Consider the following 19985-nt stretch of genomic DNA (forward strand, 5'->3'; position numbering starts at 1 on the left):
GGATTGAGAGAAGGAGCAAACCGACAAGTGAAAACGACAAACAAAAAGATATTGGTAATCGGCGGCGGACTTGGAGGATTGTCGGCCGCGATTTCATTGGCACAGGCCGGATACGAGGTTTCTTTGTATGAGAAAAACAATCATATCGGCGGCAAGTTGAACCGGCTGGACCAGGACGGTTTCGGTTTTGACTTGGGACCTTCTATCCTGACGATGCCCTGGGTTTTTGAAAAGCTGTTTACGGCGAGCGGCAAATCCATGCAGGATTACGTTCCGATCGAGAAGCTGGATCATCAATGGCGGTCCTTTTTCCCTGACGGCAATATCATCGACTTATACGAAGATCTGCAGGAAATGCAGGAGCAGAACCCTTCCTTAAGCGAAAAAGACATGCGCGAGTATCAGGACCTCCTTCTCTATTCCAAAAAGCTTTACGATATGACGGATAAAACCTATTTCAAGCATGGCGTCGATACGACCCGGGAAATCATGAAACATACGACTCTGTTTGCCGCTTTGAGAAACTTCGATTTGCTGTCTACCGTCCGCGGAGCGATCGACAAACGGATCAGCAATAAACAGTTCAGCGATATGCTGTCCTACTTTATCAAGTATGTGGGTTCGTCTCCCTATGATGCCCCGGCCGTGTTGAATATGATGATCTATATGCAGCATGACCAGGGAGTCTGGTATGTACCCGGCGGCTTGAATAAACTGGCAGACGGTTTGGTGAAGCTGGCCGAAGAAGCGGGCGTTCGTTTCCACCTCGGCAAACCGATCGCCAAGCTTGAAAAGAAGAACGGCGAAATCACGGGGGCCCTGCTGGAAGACGGATCAAGATTAACCGCGGATTATTACGTTTCCAATATGGAAGTTATCCCGGTCTACGAACGACTGCTGGAAGAAGACAGCGCTTATATGGAAAAATTAAAGAAAAAATTCAAACCGGCCAGCTCCGGTCTCGTCATGCATTTGGGCGTGAAAAAAAGCTATCCGCAGCTTCGCCATCATAACTTCTTTTTCGCGGAAAACCTGAAGCAGCAGATGCAGTCGATCTTCCATCAGCATAAGCTGCCGGAGGATCCGGTGATTTATCTGGTCAACGTCAACAAGACGGATCCGTCGCAGGCTCCGGAAGGATACGAAAACATCAAAGTGCTGCCGCATATTCCTTATATTCAAGACCAGAAACCGATTACCCCGCAGGAATACGAACAATTTGCCGAGCGGACCCTGATGAAGCTGGAGAGAATGGGTCTGGACGATTTGCGGGCCAATATCGTCACCAAAGACGTCTGGACGCCGGACAAGATCAGACAGATGTACGGTTCGGATCGGGGCGCCATCTACGGAACCTTGTCCGACCGCAAAAAAAACAAAGGCTTCAAGCATCCGAAACAAAGTGAACGTTATAGCAATTTGTATTTCGTGGGCGGAACCGTAAACCCGGGAGGCGGCATGCCTATGGTGACGTTGAGCGGCCAACTGGTAAGCAAAAAAATCGTGCAGAGGGATTCCGCCCATGCCGGAAAATGAATACCCTCTTCCGGAGAGTTTACCGGAAAGGCAGAGGGAAGAACGGTTAGCCAAAGGGGTTCCTTCCGGCGAGATGCGCAAAAAGCAGCTTTTAAAACTGAAAAATATTCTGGTAGAGCGGGAAAAAGAATTTACCGATGCCCTGTATTCGGATTTGGGCAAACCGGCGTTCGAGTCTTTTTCGTCCGAGATCGCCGTGCTGTTGAATGAGATCGATTACGTCTGCAAACACCTCGACAAGTGGAACCGGCCCAAGGCATCAAGGCATCTCAAATTGGGCTCCGTCGAAGTGCTGCGCAAAAAAAGGCAGCCGCATGGAAGCGTCCTCGTCATCGGTTCGTGGAATTATCCGGTTCAGCTTACCCTGATGCCGGTGATCGGAGCCATTGCGGGCGGGAATTCCTGCGTCATCAAGCCGTCCGAATCCGCACCGGCATCGGCCGAGCTGCTCAAAGAAGCGATCAATCAAACTTTTCCTTCCGAACAGCTCTGCGTGGTGACAGGAGATGCCCAGACCGCCAGCCGGCTCACCTCGGCTCCGTTCGATTTGATCTTTTTCACGGGCAGCGGCAAAACCGGGAAAGCCGTGGCCGACCAGGCAGCCAAGCGGCTTACGCCGGTGATCCTGGAACTCGGCGGAAAAAACCCTTGCATTCTGGACGAAACGGGCTTTTCCGCAGCTGCCGTGAGAGACATCGTCTGGGGGAAATTCCTGAATGCCGGCCAGACCTGTATCGCGCCGGATACCCTTTACGTCCATCGGTCCGTATACGAACAAACGCTGGATGAAATCTCAGCTTCGCTGTCCGCTTTCTACGGGGAACAGCCTCAGGCAAGCGGAGATTACGGCCGGATCTGTACCGAAGCCCATTTTCAAAAAGTAGTCGGATTTATCGGTCAGGGTACGGTCAGACATGGCGGCACGAATGATCGATCCGACCGGTTTATCGCGCCGACCGTGCTGACGGATATTGAGCCGGGCAGTCCGGTGTTGGAAGAAGAAATTTTCGGGCCGGTTCTTCCGGTCATTCCCTATACCGATTTGGAATCTTTGTTATCGTCAGGCTGTCTTCAGCGCGATGCGCTCACCGGATATATCTTCAGTAAAAACAACGATCGAATCCAGCGGTTCAACGACTATATGCGCTCCTCGACGATCAGCGTCAATCAAGTGATCCACCATGCCGCGAGCCCCCATGTCGCATTTGGAGGGGTCGGCCGAAGCGGATACGGCGCTTATCACGGCAAAGCCGGTTTTCTGGCTTTCAGTTACGAGAAAACAAAAGTTCAAACTTACCATTACCTGCGTTTTCAAGGGAAGTTCCCGCCGTACTCCGATCGAAACAGGAACGCATTAAAAAAGTTGAGAAAATGGCTTCTGTAATCCCAGCAATGAAGCCAATACTGGATGGAAATGAGGGTTTGCATGAGTAAAAAGGTGATCGTCGTTGGAGGGGGCGTAGCAGGGCTTGCCACGGCCATACGGCTGCAGCATGCGGGTTATGGGGTAGAGATCTATGAAAAAGGATTAACGCCCGGAGGCAAGATGAATCGGATCGAGCTGGACGGAGGATACAAATTCGATCTGGGGCCAAGCATCGTGATGATGCCGGAACTCTATCGGGAAGTCTTCGAAACGTGCGGCCGCAATCCGGACGATTATATTCCCATGCAGCGGCTGGATCCGATTTACCGGGCTTATTTCAGCGATATTCCGGACCAGCCTTTTGACATCTCCTCCGACCTGACCAAGCTGACCCGAACGATCGAAGCGATGAGCGAAGAAGACACCGCGGGCTTTTTCCGGTATCTGCATGAGATTTATCAGAAATTCATTATTGCCAAGCATTACATTCTTCCGAGACCTTTCCGTAAACGGAATGAATTCTATAACCTCCCCATGCTGAAAAAAGCCTTGAAGCTGAAACCTTACGACACTGCGGATAAGTTCGTCGGTCGGTATATCAAAAACAAAAGACTGCGGCAGATGATCAGCTTCCAAACGCTGTACATCGGCATCTCTCCTCTGACCAGCCCTTCTTTTTATACGATGATTCCCATGCTGCAGTTCTTGTACGGCGTGTGGTTTATCAAAGGCGGGATGTATACGATGGCTTTGTCGATGGAGCGGCTCTTCCAAGAGCTCGGAGGCGTCGTTCATTACGGCAAAGAGGTACAGGAGATCTCTATACAAAATCAAAAAGCGGAAGGCATTGTCGTGGACGGACAAAAGATCTCTTCGGATTATGTCGTTTGCAATGCGGACTTCCCGTATGCGATCAAAAATCTGGTCCAGGACAAACCCGCCAAAGGGAAATATACCGATCAGAAAGTCGACAGCATGAAATATTCGTGTTCCTGTTTCCTTCTCTACCTCGGCATGGACCGAAAGTACGAAGAAATCGAACATGTGCACAATTTTGTTTTCAATGAAAACCTGGATCAGAATCTTAAAGATATTTTCGACGGCAAAAAACTGACCCACGCTTCTTTTTATGTTTATATCGCTTCCAAAATCGACCCGTCCCTGGCCCCTGAAGGAAAAGACGGGTTATATATTCTGATGCCCGTATCGAACGCCGCCGAATCCAATTACGAATGGAACGAGGAGACGGTTTCTTATTATCGCGGGTACATTTTGAACGAGTTGAAGAAGATTCGCGGCTTTGAAAACATCGACAATGAAATCGTGGCCGAAACGCATACGACGCCGCTTGATTTCAGTTCGAAGTTCAATGCGTATAACGGCGCCGCGTTCGGTTTGCAGCCTATTCTCAAACAAAGCAACCACTATCGCCCGCAAAGCAAAGCGAGCCACTGCGGACAATTGTACTTCACCGGAAGCAGTACGCATCCCGGCGCAGGCGTCCCGATCGTGCTCTTGTCGGCCCGAATTGCCGCCCAGGAGTTAATCCAGGACGATACTGGGGAACCGTTCGATTATTCGGTGAAATGAGCGGAAGAAAAATCAACTAAAAAAGGTGGCGGATGTTATAACGGCTTTGGACTTCATTAAACTGGCGATCGGGCTTGCGGCCGTGATCGCCGGCTTCCTTGCATTCTGGTCGCTGCCGATCCCTGTCTCCTCTTCCGGATCCGCGGCCGGCCTGCCGTTTCTGTCCATCATTATTCCGGCCAGAAACGAAGAGCGCAGAATCCTGCCTCTGCTGAAGTCGCTGCAGGAGCAGCGGTTCACGGCCTACGAAATTCTGGTGGTGGACGACGATTCATCGGACAAGACTGCCGCCGTTGCGGAAAGCTTCGGGGCAAAGGTGCTTCGAAACGACGGGTCGGGCAAATCTTCGGCCTGCTGGTATGGAGCCGAGCAGGCCAAAGGAAGCTGGTTATTGTTTTTGGACGCCGATACCAAGTTTGAAAGCGTGGACGGATTAAGCCATCTGCTGCATTTCTACCAAGGAAAAGGAGCACGGGGCATTACGGCCCTGCAGCCTTTCCATACCGTAGAGCGTTTGTACGAATACATCTCTATCGTTTTCAATATCATCGTCGTGGTCGGCATGAATCTGTTCACCCTTTGGGGTTCGCGGTTTAGAACGGCCGGTTCGTTCGGTCCGTGCATTTTGTGCAGCCGCGACGATTACTTTTTGTCCGGCGGGCACAAAAAAATCGAAGGCGCGATCATGGACGATCTGGCGCTGGGCGAAGCGTTTCTGGAGCAGGATCTTCCCGTTCGCTGCCTGGGCGGCAAAGGCATCTTGTCTTTCCGCATGTACCCGGAAGGCGTCGGCAGCCTGATCGAGGGCTGGTGCAAAAGTTTCGCCGTCGGTTCCAAATCGACGCATCCGGTTGTCATGCTCATGGTCATCTTCTGGATCTCCGGCAGTTTCATTGCCGCGGCCGCCCTGATCTCTGCCCTGATCGCCTGGAATCCGGCCGCTATCGCCTTCAGCGGAGGCTTGTATATCCTGTATGCGGCGCAGACCGCCCGGTTTGCCGGCCGGATCGGCAATTTCAAAAAAGCGGTTTTTGCGATTCATCCGATCTGGTTCTCGTTTTTCGTAGGCATCTATTTGTATTCGTTCATCAGAGTGAATGTGTTTCACTCTGTAAGCTGGAAAGGTCGCAAGATCAAGGTCTGAATACCGTCGATTCCAACCGCTCCATTTGGCACCGGCCGCCGGAGCCGCCCGCGCGCTTTTTGTCTATCGGGACAAGCGGCTAGCGGTACAGTTCCGGTCTCCGGTCTTCAAATACCGGAATTCGCCCTCTCGCTCTCGCGACTTCGTCCATATCGAGTTCTGCGGTCAAAAACCCGTCTTCTTCTCCCGCTTCGGCGACGACCTCTCCCCACGGCCCTACAATCATCGAATGCCCCGCGAATACGTTCGAAGGATCGCTGCCGCTTCGGTTGCAGGCGACCACCCAGCATTGATTCTCGATCGCCCGGGCGATCAACAGCGCGCGCCAGTGAGCCAGCCTGGAGAGCGGCCATTCGGCGGCAACGAACAGAATGTCGGCACCGGAAGCGGCATGAACCCGGATCCATTCGGGGAAACGGATATCGTAGCAGATGACTCCCGCTCCGCGGACACCGCCCAGTTCGAACAGCCCTTTTTGCTCACCCGCCTGAAGATACAGATGTTCGTCCATCAGCTTGAACAGATGGGCTTTGCGGTACTCCGCAGCCGCCAGGCCTTCGCGGTCGTACACGAGCAGCGTATTGAATACGCCTGCCGGCGTACGCTGGGCTATCGACCCGCCGACCAGATGTACCCCGTATCTGCGTGAGATGTCTGCAAGAAAAGCTTTCGTGCGCCGCGCTTCCTTGTCCGCGATCTCGTCCAGCCGCGCCAAGTCGTAGCCGGTCGTCCACAATTCGGGCAGCACCACAACATCGGGATTCGAGTGCATTGCCCGGTCAATCCGTTCTTCCATGCGTACATAATTGGCTTCGGGGTCTCCGAAGATCACATCGTGCTGGATACAGGTTACTTTCCATTTGGTCATCGCGCATCCTCCGTTCTTCGGCCCAGCTTTCTATATTTCTATCCAGCCTATAGGATCGCCGGCCGGAATTGCAAGCGGCGGAAGCCAAGAAGCAGGAAACCTTCCAAAGGTCCGTTGACAGTTTTCGGCGGGTCATGCGATAATTCAAACATATGTATTCTCTATAAGTCAGACCCTGAAACATCTTATCAAGAGCAGGCGGAGGGACCAGCCCGATGAAGCCCGGCAACCGACCCCATTGGGGGCACGGTGCTAATTCTTGCACGTTTATTCATATTTGTCCGCTTGGCGGAACGTTGAATGAACGGAGAGATAAGAAGAGATTCCGCTTGTTCAAGCCTCTTCTTGTCTTTATGGGAAGAGGCTTTTTGACGTCTCTTCGTTCCACTGCGTAAGTCCGGTTTGCGCCGGTTCTTATACCGCGAAGCTTCGCGCCGCATCCTGCGAAGTCTTCGCCAGCCGGACCGGTTTCCGTTCCGGCCGCCGCAACGTCGTTCGAGTCCCGCGCCGGCCGCTTGTCCGGGTCGCATGCTTTTTTCGATCCCGGCTGCAATCTGCGTATGATTCCATCCTCAAATGCAATCATCCGGACCGCCGGCGCTTCAGGAATAGAAGTCTATCGAGACCGCAAGCCTTTCCGGCATGCGGCTCGGCAGGCTTTTTTTCCGTGTGGGCCTCCTTGCCCTTAACTTTTTCCATTTATGGAGACCCCGATCGGATTCTCCCGATTTTTAAAGGTTTATGTATAAAGTAAGACCCCCATGACTCCGTCCGCCATTCGAGTGCCCGCTGGTCCCATTCCGATACGGAGGCGATTTCCATGAACATCGGCACGCCCGTCCCCAAACGCGTCGGTTCGTCCTTTGTCGCTCTGCTGCTGGCTGCCGGAGTTCTGCTCCCGGCCGCTTCCGAAGCTTCTCCGGTGCCCGCTTCCGCCCTGGAAACCGGCGTCACGACGCCTGTGCGGATCAGCGTCACCGATGCGGTTACCGGTCTGCCTCTCGAAGAGGTGAAGATCACACTGTACTGGGCCGACACGGCCGCCAACCGTGCGGGCGGACGCCTTGCCGGTCAGCCTGTATCGGCTGCGGTCGCCCCAGGCGAAAACGGAATGGGCCTTCGCCAGGTTCAGCCGGAAGGCGATTATTACATCGTCGGCGAAAAAGAAGGCTATCTGCCTTATGACAGCCGAAACGCCGGAGCCGCAGGCATTCTGCATGCCGGCGAAGCCGTATCCTCGCTTTACGCCTTTGCGCTGACGCCGGAAAAGCATAAGTATCCCGCCTATATGAACGGTTACACGGACGGAACTTTCCGCCCCGAACAGCCTGTGATCCGGGCGGAGCTGGCGGTCATCTTGCAGCGGACAATGAGCGGGGAACCCGCTGCTTCGGATCCGGATTTCCGGGATATCGATTCCGGCAAGTGGCTTACGACCGGCGTATCCGTGGCTGCGGCCAAAGGCTGGATGCAGGGTACGGGAGGCGCCCGCTTTGAACCCGAACGTGCCGTAACCCGGGCGGAAATGGCGCAAATCCTGGCGAACGTATACGGATGGCCGGACGGATCGGATAAGGCCTTTGGCGATACCGAAGGACACTGGGCCGCCGCCGCGATTGCGGCTGCCGCTTCGCACGGCGCCATGGACGGCTATCCGGACGGCAGGTTCCGCCCCGATCGGCCGGTGACGAGAGCCGAGACCGCCGCCCTGGTCAACCGCCTGATCGAACGTCCCGCGGACAAGGGGCTTCCGATGACCTGGAGCGACGTTCCCCCGTCCTATTGGGCGTACGGCGACGTGATGGCCGCCTCGATCGACCATTCGCCGAGCCGGGCACGCTGAGCGCAGTTTCCGGATGCACCCGCAGGCCGCATCTTTCGCTCGGCAAACCAAAACATGCCAAAAACCGCTTTTCCATGGCCTATGCCAAACGGAAAAGCGGCTTTTTTGCATGAAAGGATCCGCTGCAGCCGCGGGTCCCGCGTCCGGAGACTCAGAGCTCTCCCGCCATCTCCCGCTGGAAGCGGGCGATCGCTTCGTATTCCTGCTCCAGGCTGCGCGAAACGGAGATAAAGATCGGCAGCAGGTGCTTGTAGATTCTGGCATTCTCGTCGATCGGTTCATGCCGGTGCGTACCGCCGATCATCCCTTCGACGACATCCAGCGAATCGACGCGCCCAAGTGCGTACAAGCCCAGCACCGCGGCGCCGAGACAGGAACTTTCGAAACTCTCCGGGACGACGACTTCCTGATCGAAGATGTCCGCCATCATCTGCCGCCACAGCGGCGAACGGGCAAATCCGCCGGTCGCATGGATCTTCTGCGGGCGGCCGATCTGCTCCTCCATGGCCAGCATGACCGTATACAGATTGAAAATGACGCCTTCCAGCACGGAGCGGATCATATGCTCTTTGCGATGGTTCATCGTCAAGCCGAAAAACGATCCCCGCGCATCGGGATTCCACAGCGGCGCCCGTTCTCCGGTCAGATACGGATGGAACAGCAGCCCCTCGCTGCCCGGACGCACCTGTTCGGCGATCCGGGTCAGGACTTCGTAGGGATCGATGCCAAGCCGCTTGGCGGTCTCGACTTCCGAAGCCGCGAATTCGTCGCGTACCCAGCGGAACAGCATGCCGCCGTTGTTGACCGGACCGCCGATCACCCACAATCCGTCCGCCAGCGCGTAGCAGAAAAAGCGGCCTTTGGGATCGGTAACGGGACGGTTTACGACGGTGCGGATCGCGCCGCTTGTTCCGATCGTTGCCGCGACGACCCCCGGACGGATCGCGCCTACGCCCAGATTGGACAGCACGCCGTCGCTTGCGCCCACGACAAACGGCGTATCCACGGCAAGCCCCAATTCGCTGGCCGCCGCCGGCTGCAAACCGTGCATGACATGCGTCGTCGGAACGAGCCGGGACAGCCGCTCCGGCGTCACGCCGGCTGTCTGCAGCGCTTCCTCGTCCCAATCCAGACGCTCCAGATTGAACAGCCCGGTGGCGGAAGCGATGGAATGATCAATGACATACTCGCCGAACAACCGGAAAAAGACGTATTCCTTGATCGATATAAACTTGGCGGAGCGGTTGAACCACTCGGGCTCATCATGACGCAGCCAGAGCAGCTTCGACAGCGGAGACATCGGATGGATCGGCGTACCGGTCCGGGCGTAGATCCCGTCTCCGTTCAGCTCGTGCTTGAGCTTCTTCGTCCAGGCCGCGCTGCGGTTGTCCGCCCACGTGATGCAGCGGGTAACCGGGATTCCGTCCGCATCGACACCGATCAGACTGTGCATCGCGGAACTGAACGACAGCAGCAGGATCTGCTCCGGCCGTGCCTGGGCCGTGCGCACCGCGCCCGCGATCGACAAAGTGACGGCTCTATAGATCTCGTCGGGATCCTGTTCCGCCACCGAAGGCGACGGGGTATGCAGCGGATACCCGACATTCTCCTGGGCAACCACTTCTCCTTTTTCCGTAAAGACTACCGCTTTGGTGCTGGTCGTGCCGATATCGACGCCGATCATCAACTTTTCGCTCATATTGTGGCGACCCTTCCTTTCGGATGCGGCAGAGCAGGCCGGAAGTTCCGGCCCGCTTTTGCCTGCTTATTTTTCGGCTTCCCTTCTCTATTAAACGAACACGCTCAAGATAAGAATAAAGATTAATGCGACGACCGACAAGATGGTCTCCATCGCCGTCCAGGATTTTAGGGTTTGAATGACGGTCATGCCGAAAAATTCCTTGATCATCCAGAAGCCGGCATCATTGACGTGCGACAGGACAAGCGAACCCGCTCCTGTCGCCAGCACGACCAGCTCGATATTGACGCCGGTCGATACCGCAAGTACCGGAGCGACGATACCGGCTGCCGTTGTCATGGCCACCGTAGCCGAACCCGTCGCGACGCGAATCAGTGCAGCGACGAGCCAGGAGAACAGGATGACGTTGATATGCGACTGGCTCGCCAGCGCCGCGATGGCGCCTCCGACTCCGCTGTCGATCAGCACCTGCTTAAACGCGCCGCCGCCGCCGATAATCAAAATGATCGAAGCGGTCGGTGCCAGACATTCGCTTGTGAATTTGGAAATGTCTGATTTGGTGAAGCCGCGGGCGAAGCCTAGCGAGTAGAACGAGAAGACCGCCGAAATCAGCAGCGCAATGACTTCGTGCCCTATAAACTCCGCAAAGTGCGTAAAACCGCTCGTCCCTGCCGGATCAACGATACCGGCGACCGATCCGATCAGCATCAGCAGTACCGGCAGCAGAATCGTAAACAGCGTAATGCCGAAACCGGGCAGATTGTCCGAACTTTTGGCCGAGAATTGGTCGGCCAGTTCGGACGGCGGCGCAACGAGAATCCGTTTGCCGATAAATTTGCCGAACACCGGACCGGCGATAATTGCGGTCGGAATACCGACAATCATCGCATAAAGGATCGTTTTGCCCAAGTTGGCGTCAAACGCATCAATAGCAATCATCGGTGCCGGATGCGGCGGGACAAGGCCGTGCACGGTCGACAGACCGGCAAGGATCGGAATACCGACATGCAGCAGTGACATGCCCGTCTTGCGGGCGACCAGGAAAATAATCGGGATCAGCAGAATGACGCCGACTTCGAAAAAGACCGGGATGCCGACGATAAAGCCGACGATGACCATCGCCCAGTGCACCCGCTTCACGCCAAACTTGTCGATCAGTGTATTGGCGATTCGTTCGGCACCGCCCGATTCAGCCATCATTTTGCCGAGCATCGTGCCGAGGCCGATTACGATCGCGATCGTTCCGAGCGTTCCTCCAAGACCTCCGGTGACCGATTTGATCAATGTCTGCGCTTCCATTCCAGACAGCAGACCGAGCATCAGCGCCGACATCAAGAGCGTCACAAAAGGGTTCCATTTATACTTGGCAATCAACAGTACGAGAAAAACGATAGCGACCGCCGTCCATACAAGCAGCGTCGTGTTATGACTGAGTCCGAATAAGCTTTCCATAAAGTCCTCCTTCATGAGTGGCGGCTCCGTCTATGGATACCGCGATTTCGTTTCGTAACGCTTACATAAAATCCGACACAGTAAATCATGAAACCCGTGTCCTTCGTGAAGTTTATGCATTCTTTTTAACTTGGTATACTTGTCGACAACTTAAGCGGCACCCAAACGCAATCTTCCTTTTAAGGAAGACTGCGATCCAATGTTTCGCCCGAATCGTCAAAATAGGTTTTTACAACTTCGCGGATCTTGTCGGCGCTGCCCGAACGCAGTCCTTCGATCACCGTCCGGTGCTTTTCGGCGACCCATTCCATCCGCTCCTCGCCCTGTCTGAACCCTTTTTCCGTAGTCAGCAGAATAACCGTCATGACGATGGGTCGAATGCTGTTCCATAAATGCCGGATACGTGTATGATTTGCTTCCGTAACGATCCGTTCGTGGAACGAAAAGTCCTGGTAGGCGAATTCCACATAATCGCTGTGCTTGATCGCCAGCTTCATCCGGTCGATCGTATGTTCGAGCTGCGAGACCAGCACCGAATTGTCGCGATCCGCCAGCCGCTGCTGGGCGAAACTTTCGATCAGGTAGCGTACGTCGTACAACTCTTTTACATCTTCAAGGTCCAATCCCACCACAACCGCACCCATTCGTTCCAGGCGGATCAGTCCCTCGCCGGCCAGCAGTTTGAGCGCTTCTCGTACAGGCGACCGGCTGGTACCGAATGTTTCGGCGATACGGTTTTCCGAGATGATCTCGCCGCGCCTGATTTCTTCGCTGATAATCTGCAGCCGCAGCCGGCTCGCAATCGACTCGCCGAGCGAAGAACCCTGCAGCCAGGCCGAAGGATATTGCATAGTGAACGACTCCCCCGCTGCTGGATTTTGGCTCAGTCTTCTTTTACGACCGCGTGACCGCCGAATTCATTCCGCAGCGCCGCGACCACTTTGCCGTGGAACGTATCGTTCTCGAGCGAACGGTAGCGCATCAGCAGCGACAAGGCGATGACCGGCGTGCTGACTTCAAGGTCGAGCGCTTCCTGCACCGTCCATTTGCCTTCGCCGGAACTCTGCATGACGCCGCGGATTTCGTCGAGATTCGGGTCTTTGGAAAAAGCGTTCTGCGTCAATTCCATGAGCCAGCTGCGGATCACCGAGCCGTTCGACCAGACGCGGGCCACCGCTTCGTGGTCGTAATCGAACGCGCTTTTCTCCAGCACTTCGAATCCTTCGCCGATCGCCTGCATCATCCCGTATTCGATACCGTTATGCACCATTTTGAGATAATGTCCGCTTCCGCTCGGTCCGGTGTACAGGTAGCCGTTCTCGACCGCCAGATCCCGGAACAGCGGTTCGATCGTCGCAAATGCGTCTTTGTCGCCGCCGATCATGAAGCAGCCTCCGTTTTGCGCGCCCGACATGCCGCCGCTCGTCCCCGCGTCGAAGAAGAAGATCCCTTTGCGTCCCAGCGTCTCCGAACGGCGGATCGAATCTTTGTACTGCGAGTTACCGCCGTCAATGACGATATCGCCTTCTTCGAGCAGTTCCGACAAGCCCTCCAGTACGCCGTCCACGATCGCTCCGGCCGGTACCATCACCCAGACGACGCGGGGTTTCGCCAGCTGTCCGACCAGTTCGGCCACGGATTCCGCCGCGATCGCGCCTTTGCCGGCAAGTTCTTGTCCCGGCTGCGGATTCACGTCGTTGACCACCACTTCATGTTTGTTTGCAAGCAGATTCAGAACCAGGTTGTATCCCATTTTCCCGAGCCCGATCATTCCGATTTTCATGCTGTCCACTCTCTCTTTCCTGGATAAGATATAAATCATACTATCGAACTGGTATACCTGTATACAACTTACAGGTTCATCTTACTCCTGCGGTTCGGAATTTGTAAAGAGCCGAAATGTAAAGGGATACAAGACAAACCAAAAACGGCTTCCACAGGAAGCCGTCTTGACGAGTGAAACCTTATCGACGGATCAGGACGCCTTCTTGCCCGTACCGCTCAAAATTTTCAACGTACCGTTCTCGTATCCGACTGCATAAGTGAGGTTATAGGACGTAGAATCGGTACCCGACTCCATCCGTTCTTCGGCCGTAATAGTCAGAGTCACCGTAAAACCGTCTCCGCTTGGCTCCGAAGAGATCGAGTCGACCCGGATGCTTCCGGTATCGAGGTATCCGTCGCGGAAACCGTTGTAATCGGTTCCGGCCTGCCAACTGCTGCCCAGCATCGCATACGCCGTTACATAATCTTTGGCGGACAGACTGTCGTAATAGGCTTCAACCAGATACTCGGCTTCGTCCGCCGCTTCCCACGCGTCTCCTGACATTTCAGTCGCGGCGGCACTCGGTTCCGGCAGATCGCTTCCCGGGTTTTTGGACCATTTTTCTACCATGCTCCGAATATCCGTGACCGGAATACTGAATCCGATTGCGGCTTCTTCCGTCACTTTGGCAGAATTGATTCCGAGGACCTCTCCGGTGCTCGCATTAACAAGCGGCCCACCGCTGTTCCCCGGCGCGATCGGCGCGGAAATCTGATACAGATTGCGGTAGATATAAGGTTCGATGGTCAAATCGCGATCCGTTCCGCTGACGATTCCGGTGGTCACCGTATTTTGCAGTCCGAGCGGACTGCCCAGTGCCAGCACTTCGTCGCCGAGCTCCGCCTCTTGGGCAGCCAGCTGCAGCGGCTTCTCCCCGGCCAGCCCCGGGACCCGCACAACCGCGACATCGGTATCCGTACCCGTTCCTATCACTTCGCCGTCCAGCGTGCGCGCATCGGTCGTTTTCACTTTGACCGTACGCGCGCCTTCCACGACATGCGCGTTGGTAACGACATCGCCCTGCTCATTGTATAAAAATCCCGAACCGAGCGATCCGTTGTCCAACTCGATCATAACGACCTTTTTTTGCGTCTCGGCAATAATGTCTTTGAGTGCCCTGGTTTTCGCTTCCTGCTTGGCGGTTTTTTGCTGTGCCTGTTCCGGTTTCGCGGCCGATGCGGCGAGCAGAGGCGCTCCGTCCATTTGCCCGGGTACCTTGTCCAGCACGTACCAGGAAGCGGCCCCTGTTCCCGCCGCAATGACCAGGGAGGCGATCCCGCTGAATATCCATCCTTTTCCCATATGAATCCTCCTTTAGTCCAGGTACCAGTACACGTTGTCCACCCGAATCTCGACGTAATCGTACCAGCCGTAATCGTATGCGGTGAAGCTGCCGACCGTTCCTGGCGCAAGACTGTAAGGCGACGCAAATGTCGTTGAAGAAAACAGATAGGAACCGGAAGCGTCGTACGCCGAGTATTCGATTTCGATTCCGTAAATCGAACGTGTTCCCGTATTGGTTACGGTTCCGGTCGTCGTGATATCTCCATATTCCGAGACCGCTACGTTCAGATTGTCGACTTCGACCGCCGCAGTTCGGTTCCTGAGATCGTCGGCCTGCGCCTGCTGCGCCGCCCGCTCGATTCGGGCCTGTTCCGCCGCTTCGAACGCCGTTTGTTCGGATTCGATCCGATCCTGCAGCGCCAACAGACTCTCGTCTTCGGATGCGTACAGGAGTCCTTGATTGACTTCTTCGAACGCTTGATCGAAACTTTTGTCTTGCAGCAGTTCTTCCGCATTCTTCGTACTGATCGAGACAATCCGGCTTACGATCAAACCGTTGACTTCTTCGGCTTCTTCCGTCTTGAGCTTTTCCACTTCGCGCAGCTTGTACACCAGGGCATCGACAGTGTCCAACTTGTCCAATTCCTGCTTGACCGCAAGCACGGACAGCCGGTCCCGATTCTCGGCAGCCGCCTTCTTCTCGCGCTCGAACAGCGGCTCGGCCCGCTTGTTCAGCGAAGCTTCCAGAACCCCGAGAGACTTCTCCGCCGCTTCCAGCTGATTCTGCTTCAACTGGGACGAGACTTTGTCCAGCTTCCCATGAACCCGCTGCGCCGTCCCGACCAATTCCCGGTCGGTGTCAAGCGCTTCGTAATCGGGTCTTAACGCTTCCGCTTGATCCAATCGGGCCAATGCTTCGGCGTATTTCCCCGCAAGCGCCAGCTTCCCGGCTTCTCCGTGAAGCGTCGACACCTGTTCATTAATGCCGCTCTCGCGTTCGTACAGCCCATAGACTCCGCCTATTCCGATCCCCAGCAGCACCACCGGAACCATCCACATGAAATGGCGAACCGCGCTGCGGCGCCCGCTTCGCGATTTCTTTTTATTCAGCGCATTCGGCTCTTCCGAAAGCGGCGCCGTCGGCAGCTCGGCGGCAGGTTGGGCAAAAGGCGTTTCACTCGAAGCGGTATCCGCTTCGTTTCCGGCAAGGCGCAGACGCGTCCCGCATTCGGAACAAAACACGGCCTGTTCCGGCTGCTGCGCCCCGCAGTTGTTGCAGTACATTCAGGACCCCTCCCGTAACTAAACATTTCGTATGGTCTTGGAACAAACGGTCTGGGACCAGGGCCCCTCGTTGCTTGTTCGGCTGCTAATAATGTAGCATAATTCATGAGCATTTAGGGTGAGTTTTCCTGAAAGCCAAAGAAATATCGAACTTTACGACTCCCTGCTGCCTATAGGTCGAAGATCTCTCGTCTACCCGATCCCGATGAAGATCTTCGCCATGCCGGCGCGGACGGTATCCAATACGGCTTCCCGGCCGACTTCGGCCGCGCTGCCTAATAGCCGGTTATATTTGAACATCGAATCTCCCTATCAAAAAAACTTCTTCCAACCGGCTTCGCTGCCGGAAGAAAGAAGCTTTTTCGCACTGCCTGTTCGATATTACTTCTTGAGCTTCCACTGCTGCGCCCGATTGTCGGGATCGTAGGCGCTCAGGCTCGGCCCGCCGCCGCTGCCGGAGGTGAGAGCCAAGCCGTTCGCGGCATTCAGCAGGAAGGTTTGTCCGCCTTTTTTGCGAATGATCCAGCGCTGGTTGTCGTAACCCAGATAATCGTAAATTTGCAGCGTGCCGCGTCCGGTATCCAGATCAAGCGCCTGCCCTTCGGGCGTGCGCAGCGACACCGATCCGTCGGCCAGCCCGGTTGGCACGGCGGTCCAGAGCGGATTGCCCCGCTTCTCCGCCTGCCGCAGGTCAACCGCTGAACCCCGCGCAGGGGCCGAAACCGCAAGTACCCGTGCCGATTCGCGGTTGATCAGCGCAAAAGATTCCAGTTTGGCCGCGGAAGCATGGGTGATGCGCGCGTTCTGGAACGAAGCTTGGCCGCCGAATGCATGCAGCCCGAACTGTCCCGAGGCAAACGTCCCGTCCTGTACGTCGATGACCGCTTTGCCGTCCAGCCAGGCGCGGATCCGCGGACCTTTGGCTTGCACTTTCAGCCGATACGTGCCTCCGGGTACAACGGAAGCCGGAGAGGTCCCGAGCACCTGCCGCTCCGCGAAACTTCCGTTCATTTTGTAGAACAGACGCACCGCATCCATATTCGGGTCCAGATTGAGATAATATCCGCTGCCTCCGGCGGCATCCGCGCGAAACAGCAGCGAAGCCGCTCCGCCCCCACTGCCGAGCTTTACGGTCGATTCGTACGTGAAGTCGCCTGCCGTCCGCGCGGACATCGCCGCCGTATCGCCGATATGCTTTCCGCGCATCCCGTCTTCCGTAACGATCCAGGACGCCGAGGAAGGCGTCGGGCTCAGCTTACCGAGATCCGATACGAACGTTCCTCCATGCACGACGACCCGGGCAGTGCCGGACGCTCCGTTCGCTGCCGACACCGTGACCGATGCTTCGCCCGCACCGACAGCCCGCAGAACCGCCGATCCTTCTTCCGCTGCGCTTACCGAAACGACGGAAGGGTCGGAACTTGTCCAATTCAGGGAACCTTCGACCGACGAAGAGGTACGCGCGGCGGCCGACAGGGCGCGCTCTTCATTCGGACCCAACTCCACTTCCGACGCATTCAGCACCAGTTCCTCGCCCGCCTGCTTTTTCCATACGGAATCCAGCGCATGCACCCGGATCGAGCGGATCTTTACCTCGCCGCCCTGCGCGTAGAAGCTCATTCCCCGACTGGCCGCATCCGGGAAAATCAAGTCGGAGAAGACGGTTCTCCCTTCGCCCGCGAACACTTCGGCCGACGACTCGTCCACGAAAATCCGCAGCTTGAGAATCCCGTTCTCCGGCCGAAGCTGCGCTTCCTGGCGAAGATCGAGCAGCGGCGAGAAATCGGTCGCCCCCGAAGCCGAACGGTCGACCGAAAGCTTGGCTTCTTCTACGGAATACGCAATATCCGTATGCTGCCCGCCTCCTTCGCGGACACGGAAGCCGAACGAATCCGCCGCCCCCTCTGCAGGCAGTTCAAGCTCGGCTTCGATCTCGTACGCGCCCGCGGACAGTCCCTGCAGCGGGTTCGGCGAACCGGCCGCGACGGTCGCCCTGCCGACCGTGCGCAGCTCACGGCGCAGAGAATCCAATTCGCCGATCGGCCGCTGGACAAGCCGCACGCCTTCCCCCGTCCGTGTCAGCGACAGCTCTCTCGGCAGACTCAGTACTCCCTGCCAGCCGAATGTCGGGAAAGCGAACGGATAATCCCAATTGGTCATCCACGCCATCGTAACAACCCGACCGTTCGGCGCATCGGTAAACGAAGACGAGGCATAGAATTCTTTGCCCCAATCGGTCTTCAGCACCTGCCCGGCCGCATGATCGTTGACGAATTTGCCGTCATCCGTCAGCTGCCCGACGAAATATTCGGCGTCGGAGCCTTCGGTTGCCGGATTGGCGCCCGTGCTGATCATCAGCACCCACCGGGTCTCGCCCGTGCCGTCTACCGGCAGCGGGAACAGATCCGGACACTCCCATACTCCGCCGCGCACGTATCCGCCATAGCCGAAATTGTCCGTCAGCGTCCAGTCGGTCAGATTCGTCGACGTGAAGAACCGGATATGGTCGCCGCCCGACACGACCATGACCCAGCGGCCGCGGGCTTCGTCGCGGACAACCTTGGGATCGCGGAAATCCCAACTTCCCGGATCGTCGCCGTTCTTGCCGGGATTCTCGATGACGATCGGGCGGTCCTGCGGATAATGCCAGGTCCGGCCCCGGTCGGCACTGTAGGCGATGCCGATCCGCTGATTGCCCCCCGGCGCTTCGGGATTATAGGACGTATAATAGGCGATCAGGCCGCCGCCGTCCGGCGATCCGTCGAACAGACCCGAGCGATTATCCGGATCGGCGACCGCGGACCCGGACCAAATATGGCCGAGATCATTCCATTCCAAGGCGAGCGGCAGGCTTTTCCAATGCAGCATATCAGGGCTGACCGCATGCGCCCAGCGTCCGCCGTCCTGATGGAACAGATGATATTCGCCTTGGTAGTAGATCATGCCGTTGGGGTCGCTGGCCGAACCGCGCGGCGGCGAATAATGGTAGGCGGGGCGGTACGTCTCGCCGTAATAATCGGCTGTCGGCGTCAAATACGTATCTTGGAAAACGGCCGTGCCGCGCACGGCCGTCAGTCCGGCGGACAGTCCGCCTGGCGGCATACCCGGGGATATTCCGCCCGCTTCGATCGCCGCTTCCGCATAGCCGTCGACGTAGAGACGAGCCCGTCCGTCTTCGACGACGATCTCCAGCCGATGTTTCACGCCGTCTTCGCTCGGATACGTACCGGCCGACTCGGCCATATTCGCTCCGCCGGGTCCGAGCAGCCGGGCCCGTACGCGGCCCTGCCCGCGGTCCAGCAGCGCGGTATAACCGTCCGTTCCGCCGCTGCCTGCGAGAAAGACCAGACCGGCGGAAGTATCCGCCGAACCGGGCGAAATATCGCCCCTGAACACCATTCGCTCGGAAGGGGAGACGGCATGCATCCGCACTGCGGCGGAGCCGTTCTCTGCCGTCCCCCGGATTCCGCGGTCGTCGGCGGTCCAGTTCCCTTCCCGAATGATAACGCTATCAAAATTATGGTTCCAAATCGGTTCCTGCACGGTTTGCGCGGAAAGATCCGACAGTGCCGCTGCAGCCGTAGGATTTGGCAGCGATTCCGCCTGCTGGGCTTCCGATTTTCGCAGCGCGGGATTCACGGATTCGTTCTCGGCCGATTCGGCCGCCTGAAGCCCTCCTGTCGGCAGAACGCCCAGCAGCAGTACCGCGCACAGCAGAGAAGACGCCGGCTTGTATGTTTTCATTCTCTTTCCCTCCTTTAATAGATTTATCAAGTTTTCGAGAAAGTCCTATTCGGTGTAGAAGCTCGTCGGCTGCGGGAGAAATTCGTTCCGGTCGCGTGTCGAAATCGGGAAAAAGGATTGAAATTTAGCGGAAAATGCTTTAGTTCCTACACTGAATTTCTCCCTTCGCCTCCTCGCTTTGCTCGGAATCAGACTTTCTCGACACGTTGAATGGATTGATGGTCGGTCTTCGTTTTGCGCTTGACCTTGCGATCTTCGTGCTTTCCTTCCAAATGTGCCCGCCGACGGATCCCGTATCCGTCGGCGGGCATGTGGAGGAACTTTATTCGAATTGTTCGGATTGAAAAAAC

13 protein-coding genes and 1 riboswitch are annotated in these 19985 nt (G+C 56.4%); of the genes, 5 read left to right on the top strand and 8 right to left on the bottom strand.

Annotated elements, in window-relative coordinates:
• The first annotated feature begins 27 nt into the window (after positions 1–27).
• The 4 genes from HOP44_RS12175 to HOP44_RS12190 are packed head-to-tail and all read left to right on the top strand — an operon-like array spanning position 28 to position 5636.
• Positions 28–1536, top strand: coding sequence for a phytoene desaturase family protein (locus HOP44_RS12175; protein WP_172253691.1), 1509 nt, complete (start codon positions 28–30; stop codon positions 1534–1536).
• A complete protein-coding gene (locus tag HOP44_RS12180; protein WP_172253693.1) occupies positions 1523–2920 on the top strand; it encodes an aldehyde dehydrogenase family protein in 1398 nt (465 codons plus the stop codon). Before HOP44_RS12175 ends, HOP44_RS12180 begins: the two co-directional genes overlap by 14 nt.
• 42 nt (positions 2921–2962) lie before the next feature.
• Positions 2963–4492: a phytoene desaturase family protein gene (locus HOP44_RS12185; protein ID WP_172253695.1), complete on the top strand. Its 1530-nt coding sequence runs from the start codon at positions 2963–2965 to the stop codon at positions 4490–4492.
• A 46-nt stretch (positions 4493–4538) separates the two neighbouring features.
• Entirely contained in the window at positions 4539–5636 is a 1098-nt protein-coding gene (locus tag HOP44_RS12190; protein WP_216667574.1) for a glycosyltransferase, read from the top strand.
• A gap of 79 nt (positions 5637–5715) precedes the next feature.
• Here HOP44_RS12190 and HOP44_RS12195 read toward each other — a convergent pair whose 3' ends face one another.
• Positions 5716–6504 (bottom strand): carbon-nitrogen family hydrolase, encoded by a 789-nt coding sequence (locus tag HOP44_RS12195; RefSeq protein WP_172253697.1) that lies wholly within the window; start codon positions 6502–6504, stop codon positions 5716–5718.
• Positions 6505–6686: 182 nt separating this feature from the next.
• Positions 6687–6823, top strand: a riboswitch (SAM riboswitch).
• Between the two features lie 501 nt (positions 6824–7324).
• Here HOP44_RS12195 and HOP44_RS12200 point away from each other — a divergent pair.
• Positions 7325–8347: an S-layer homology domain-containing protein gene (locus HOP44_RS12200; protein ID WP_172253699.1), complete on the top strand. Its 1023-nt coding sequence runs from the start codon at positions 7325–7327 to the stop codon at positions 8345–8347.
• 151 nt (positions 8348–8498) lie between these two features.
• Here HOP44_RS12200 and gntK read toward each other — a convergent pair whose 3' ends face one another.
• From gntK to HOP44_RS12235, 7 genes are all read right to left on the bottom strand, one after another.
• A complete protein-coding gene (gntK, locus tag HOP44_RS12205; protein ID WP_172253701.1) occupies positions 8499–10046 on the bottom strand; it encodes a gluconokinase in 1548 nt (515 codons plus the stop codon).
• Between the two features lie 90 nt (positions 10047–10136).
• Positions 10137–11498 carry a GntT/GntP/DsdX family permease gene (locus HOP44_RS12210; RefSeq protein WP_172253713.1) on the bottom strand — a complete coding sequence of 454 codons (1362 nt, stop codon included), beginning with the start codon at positions 11496–11498 and terminating at the stop codon, positions 10137–10139.
• 179 nt (positions 11499–11677) lie between these two features.
• Positions 11678–12349, bottom strand: coding sequence for a GntR family transcriptional regulator (locus HOP44_RS12215; protein WP_172253715.1), 672 nt, complete (start codon positions 12347–12349; stop codon positions 11678–11680).
• 32 nt (positions 12350–12381) lie between these two features.
• Complete coding sequence (gnd, locus tag HOP44_RS12220; protein WP_172253717.1) at positions 12382–13281, bottom strand: phosphogluconate dehydrogenase (NAD(+)-dependent, decarboxylating); 900 nt, start codon at positions 13279–13281, stop codon at positions 12382–12384.
• Between the two features lie 192 nt (positions 13282–13473).
• A complete protein-coding gene (locus HOP44_RS12225) occupies positions 13474–14625 on the bottom strand; it encodes a S1C family serine protease (protein WP_172253719.1) in 1152 nt (383 codons plus the stop codon).
• A 12-nt stretch (positions 14626–14637) separates the two neighbouring features.
• Positions 14638–15891 carry an FxLYD domain-containing protein gene (locus HOP44_RS12230; protein WP_172253721.1) on the bottom strand — a complete coding sequence of 418 codons (1254 nt, stop codon included), beginning with the start codon at positions 15889–15891 and terminating at the stop codon, positions 14638–14640.
• Positions 15892–16272: 381 nt separating this feature from the next.
• Complete coding sequence (locus tag HOP44_RS12235) at positions 16273–19635, bottom strand: GH32 C-terminal domain-containing protein (RefSeq protein ID WP_172253723.1); 3363 nt, start codon at positions 19633–19635, stop codon at positions 16273–16275.
• Positions 19636–19985 lie beyond the last annotated feature (350 nt).

This window comes from Saccharibacillus deserti, from assembly GCF_013618475.1.
Taxonomy (GTDB): Bacteria; Bacillota; Bacilli; order Paenibacillales; family Paenibacillaceae; genus Saccharibacillus; species Saccharibacillus deserti.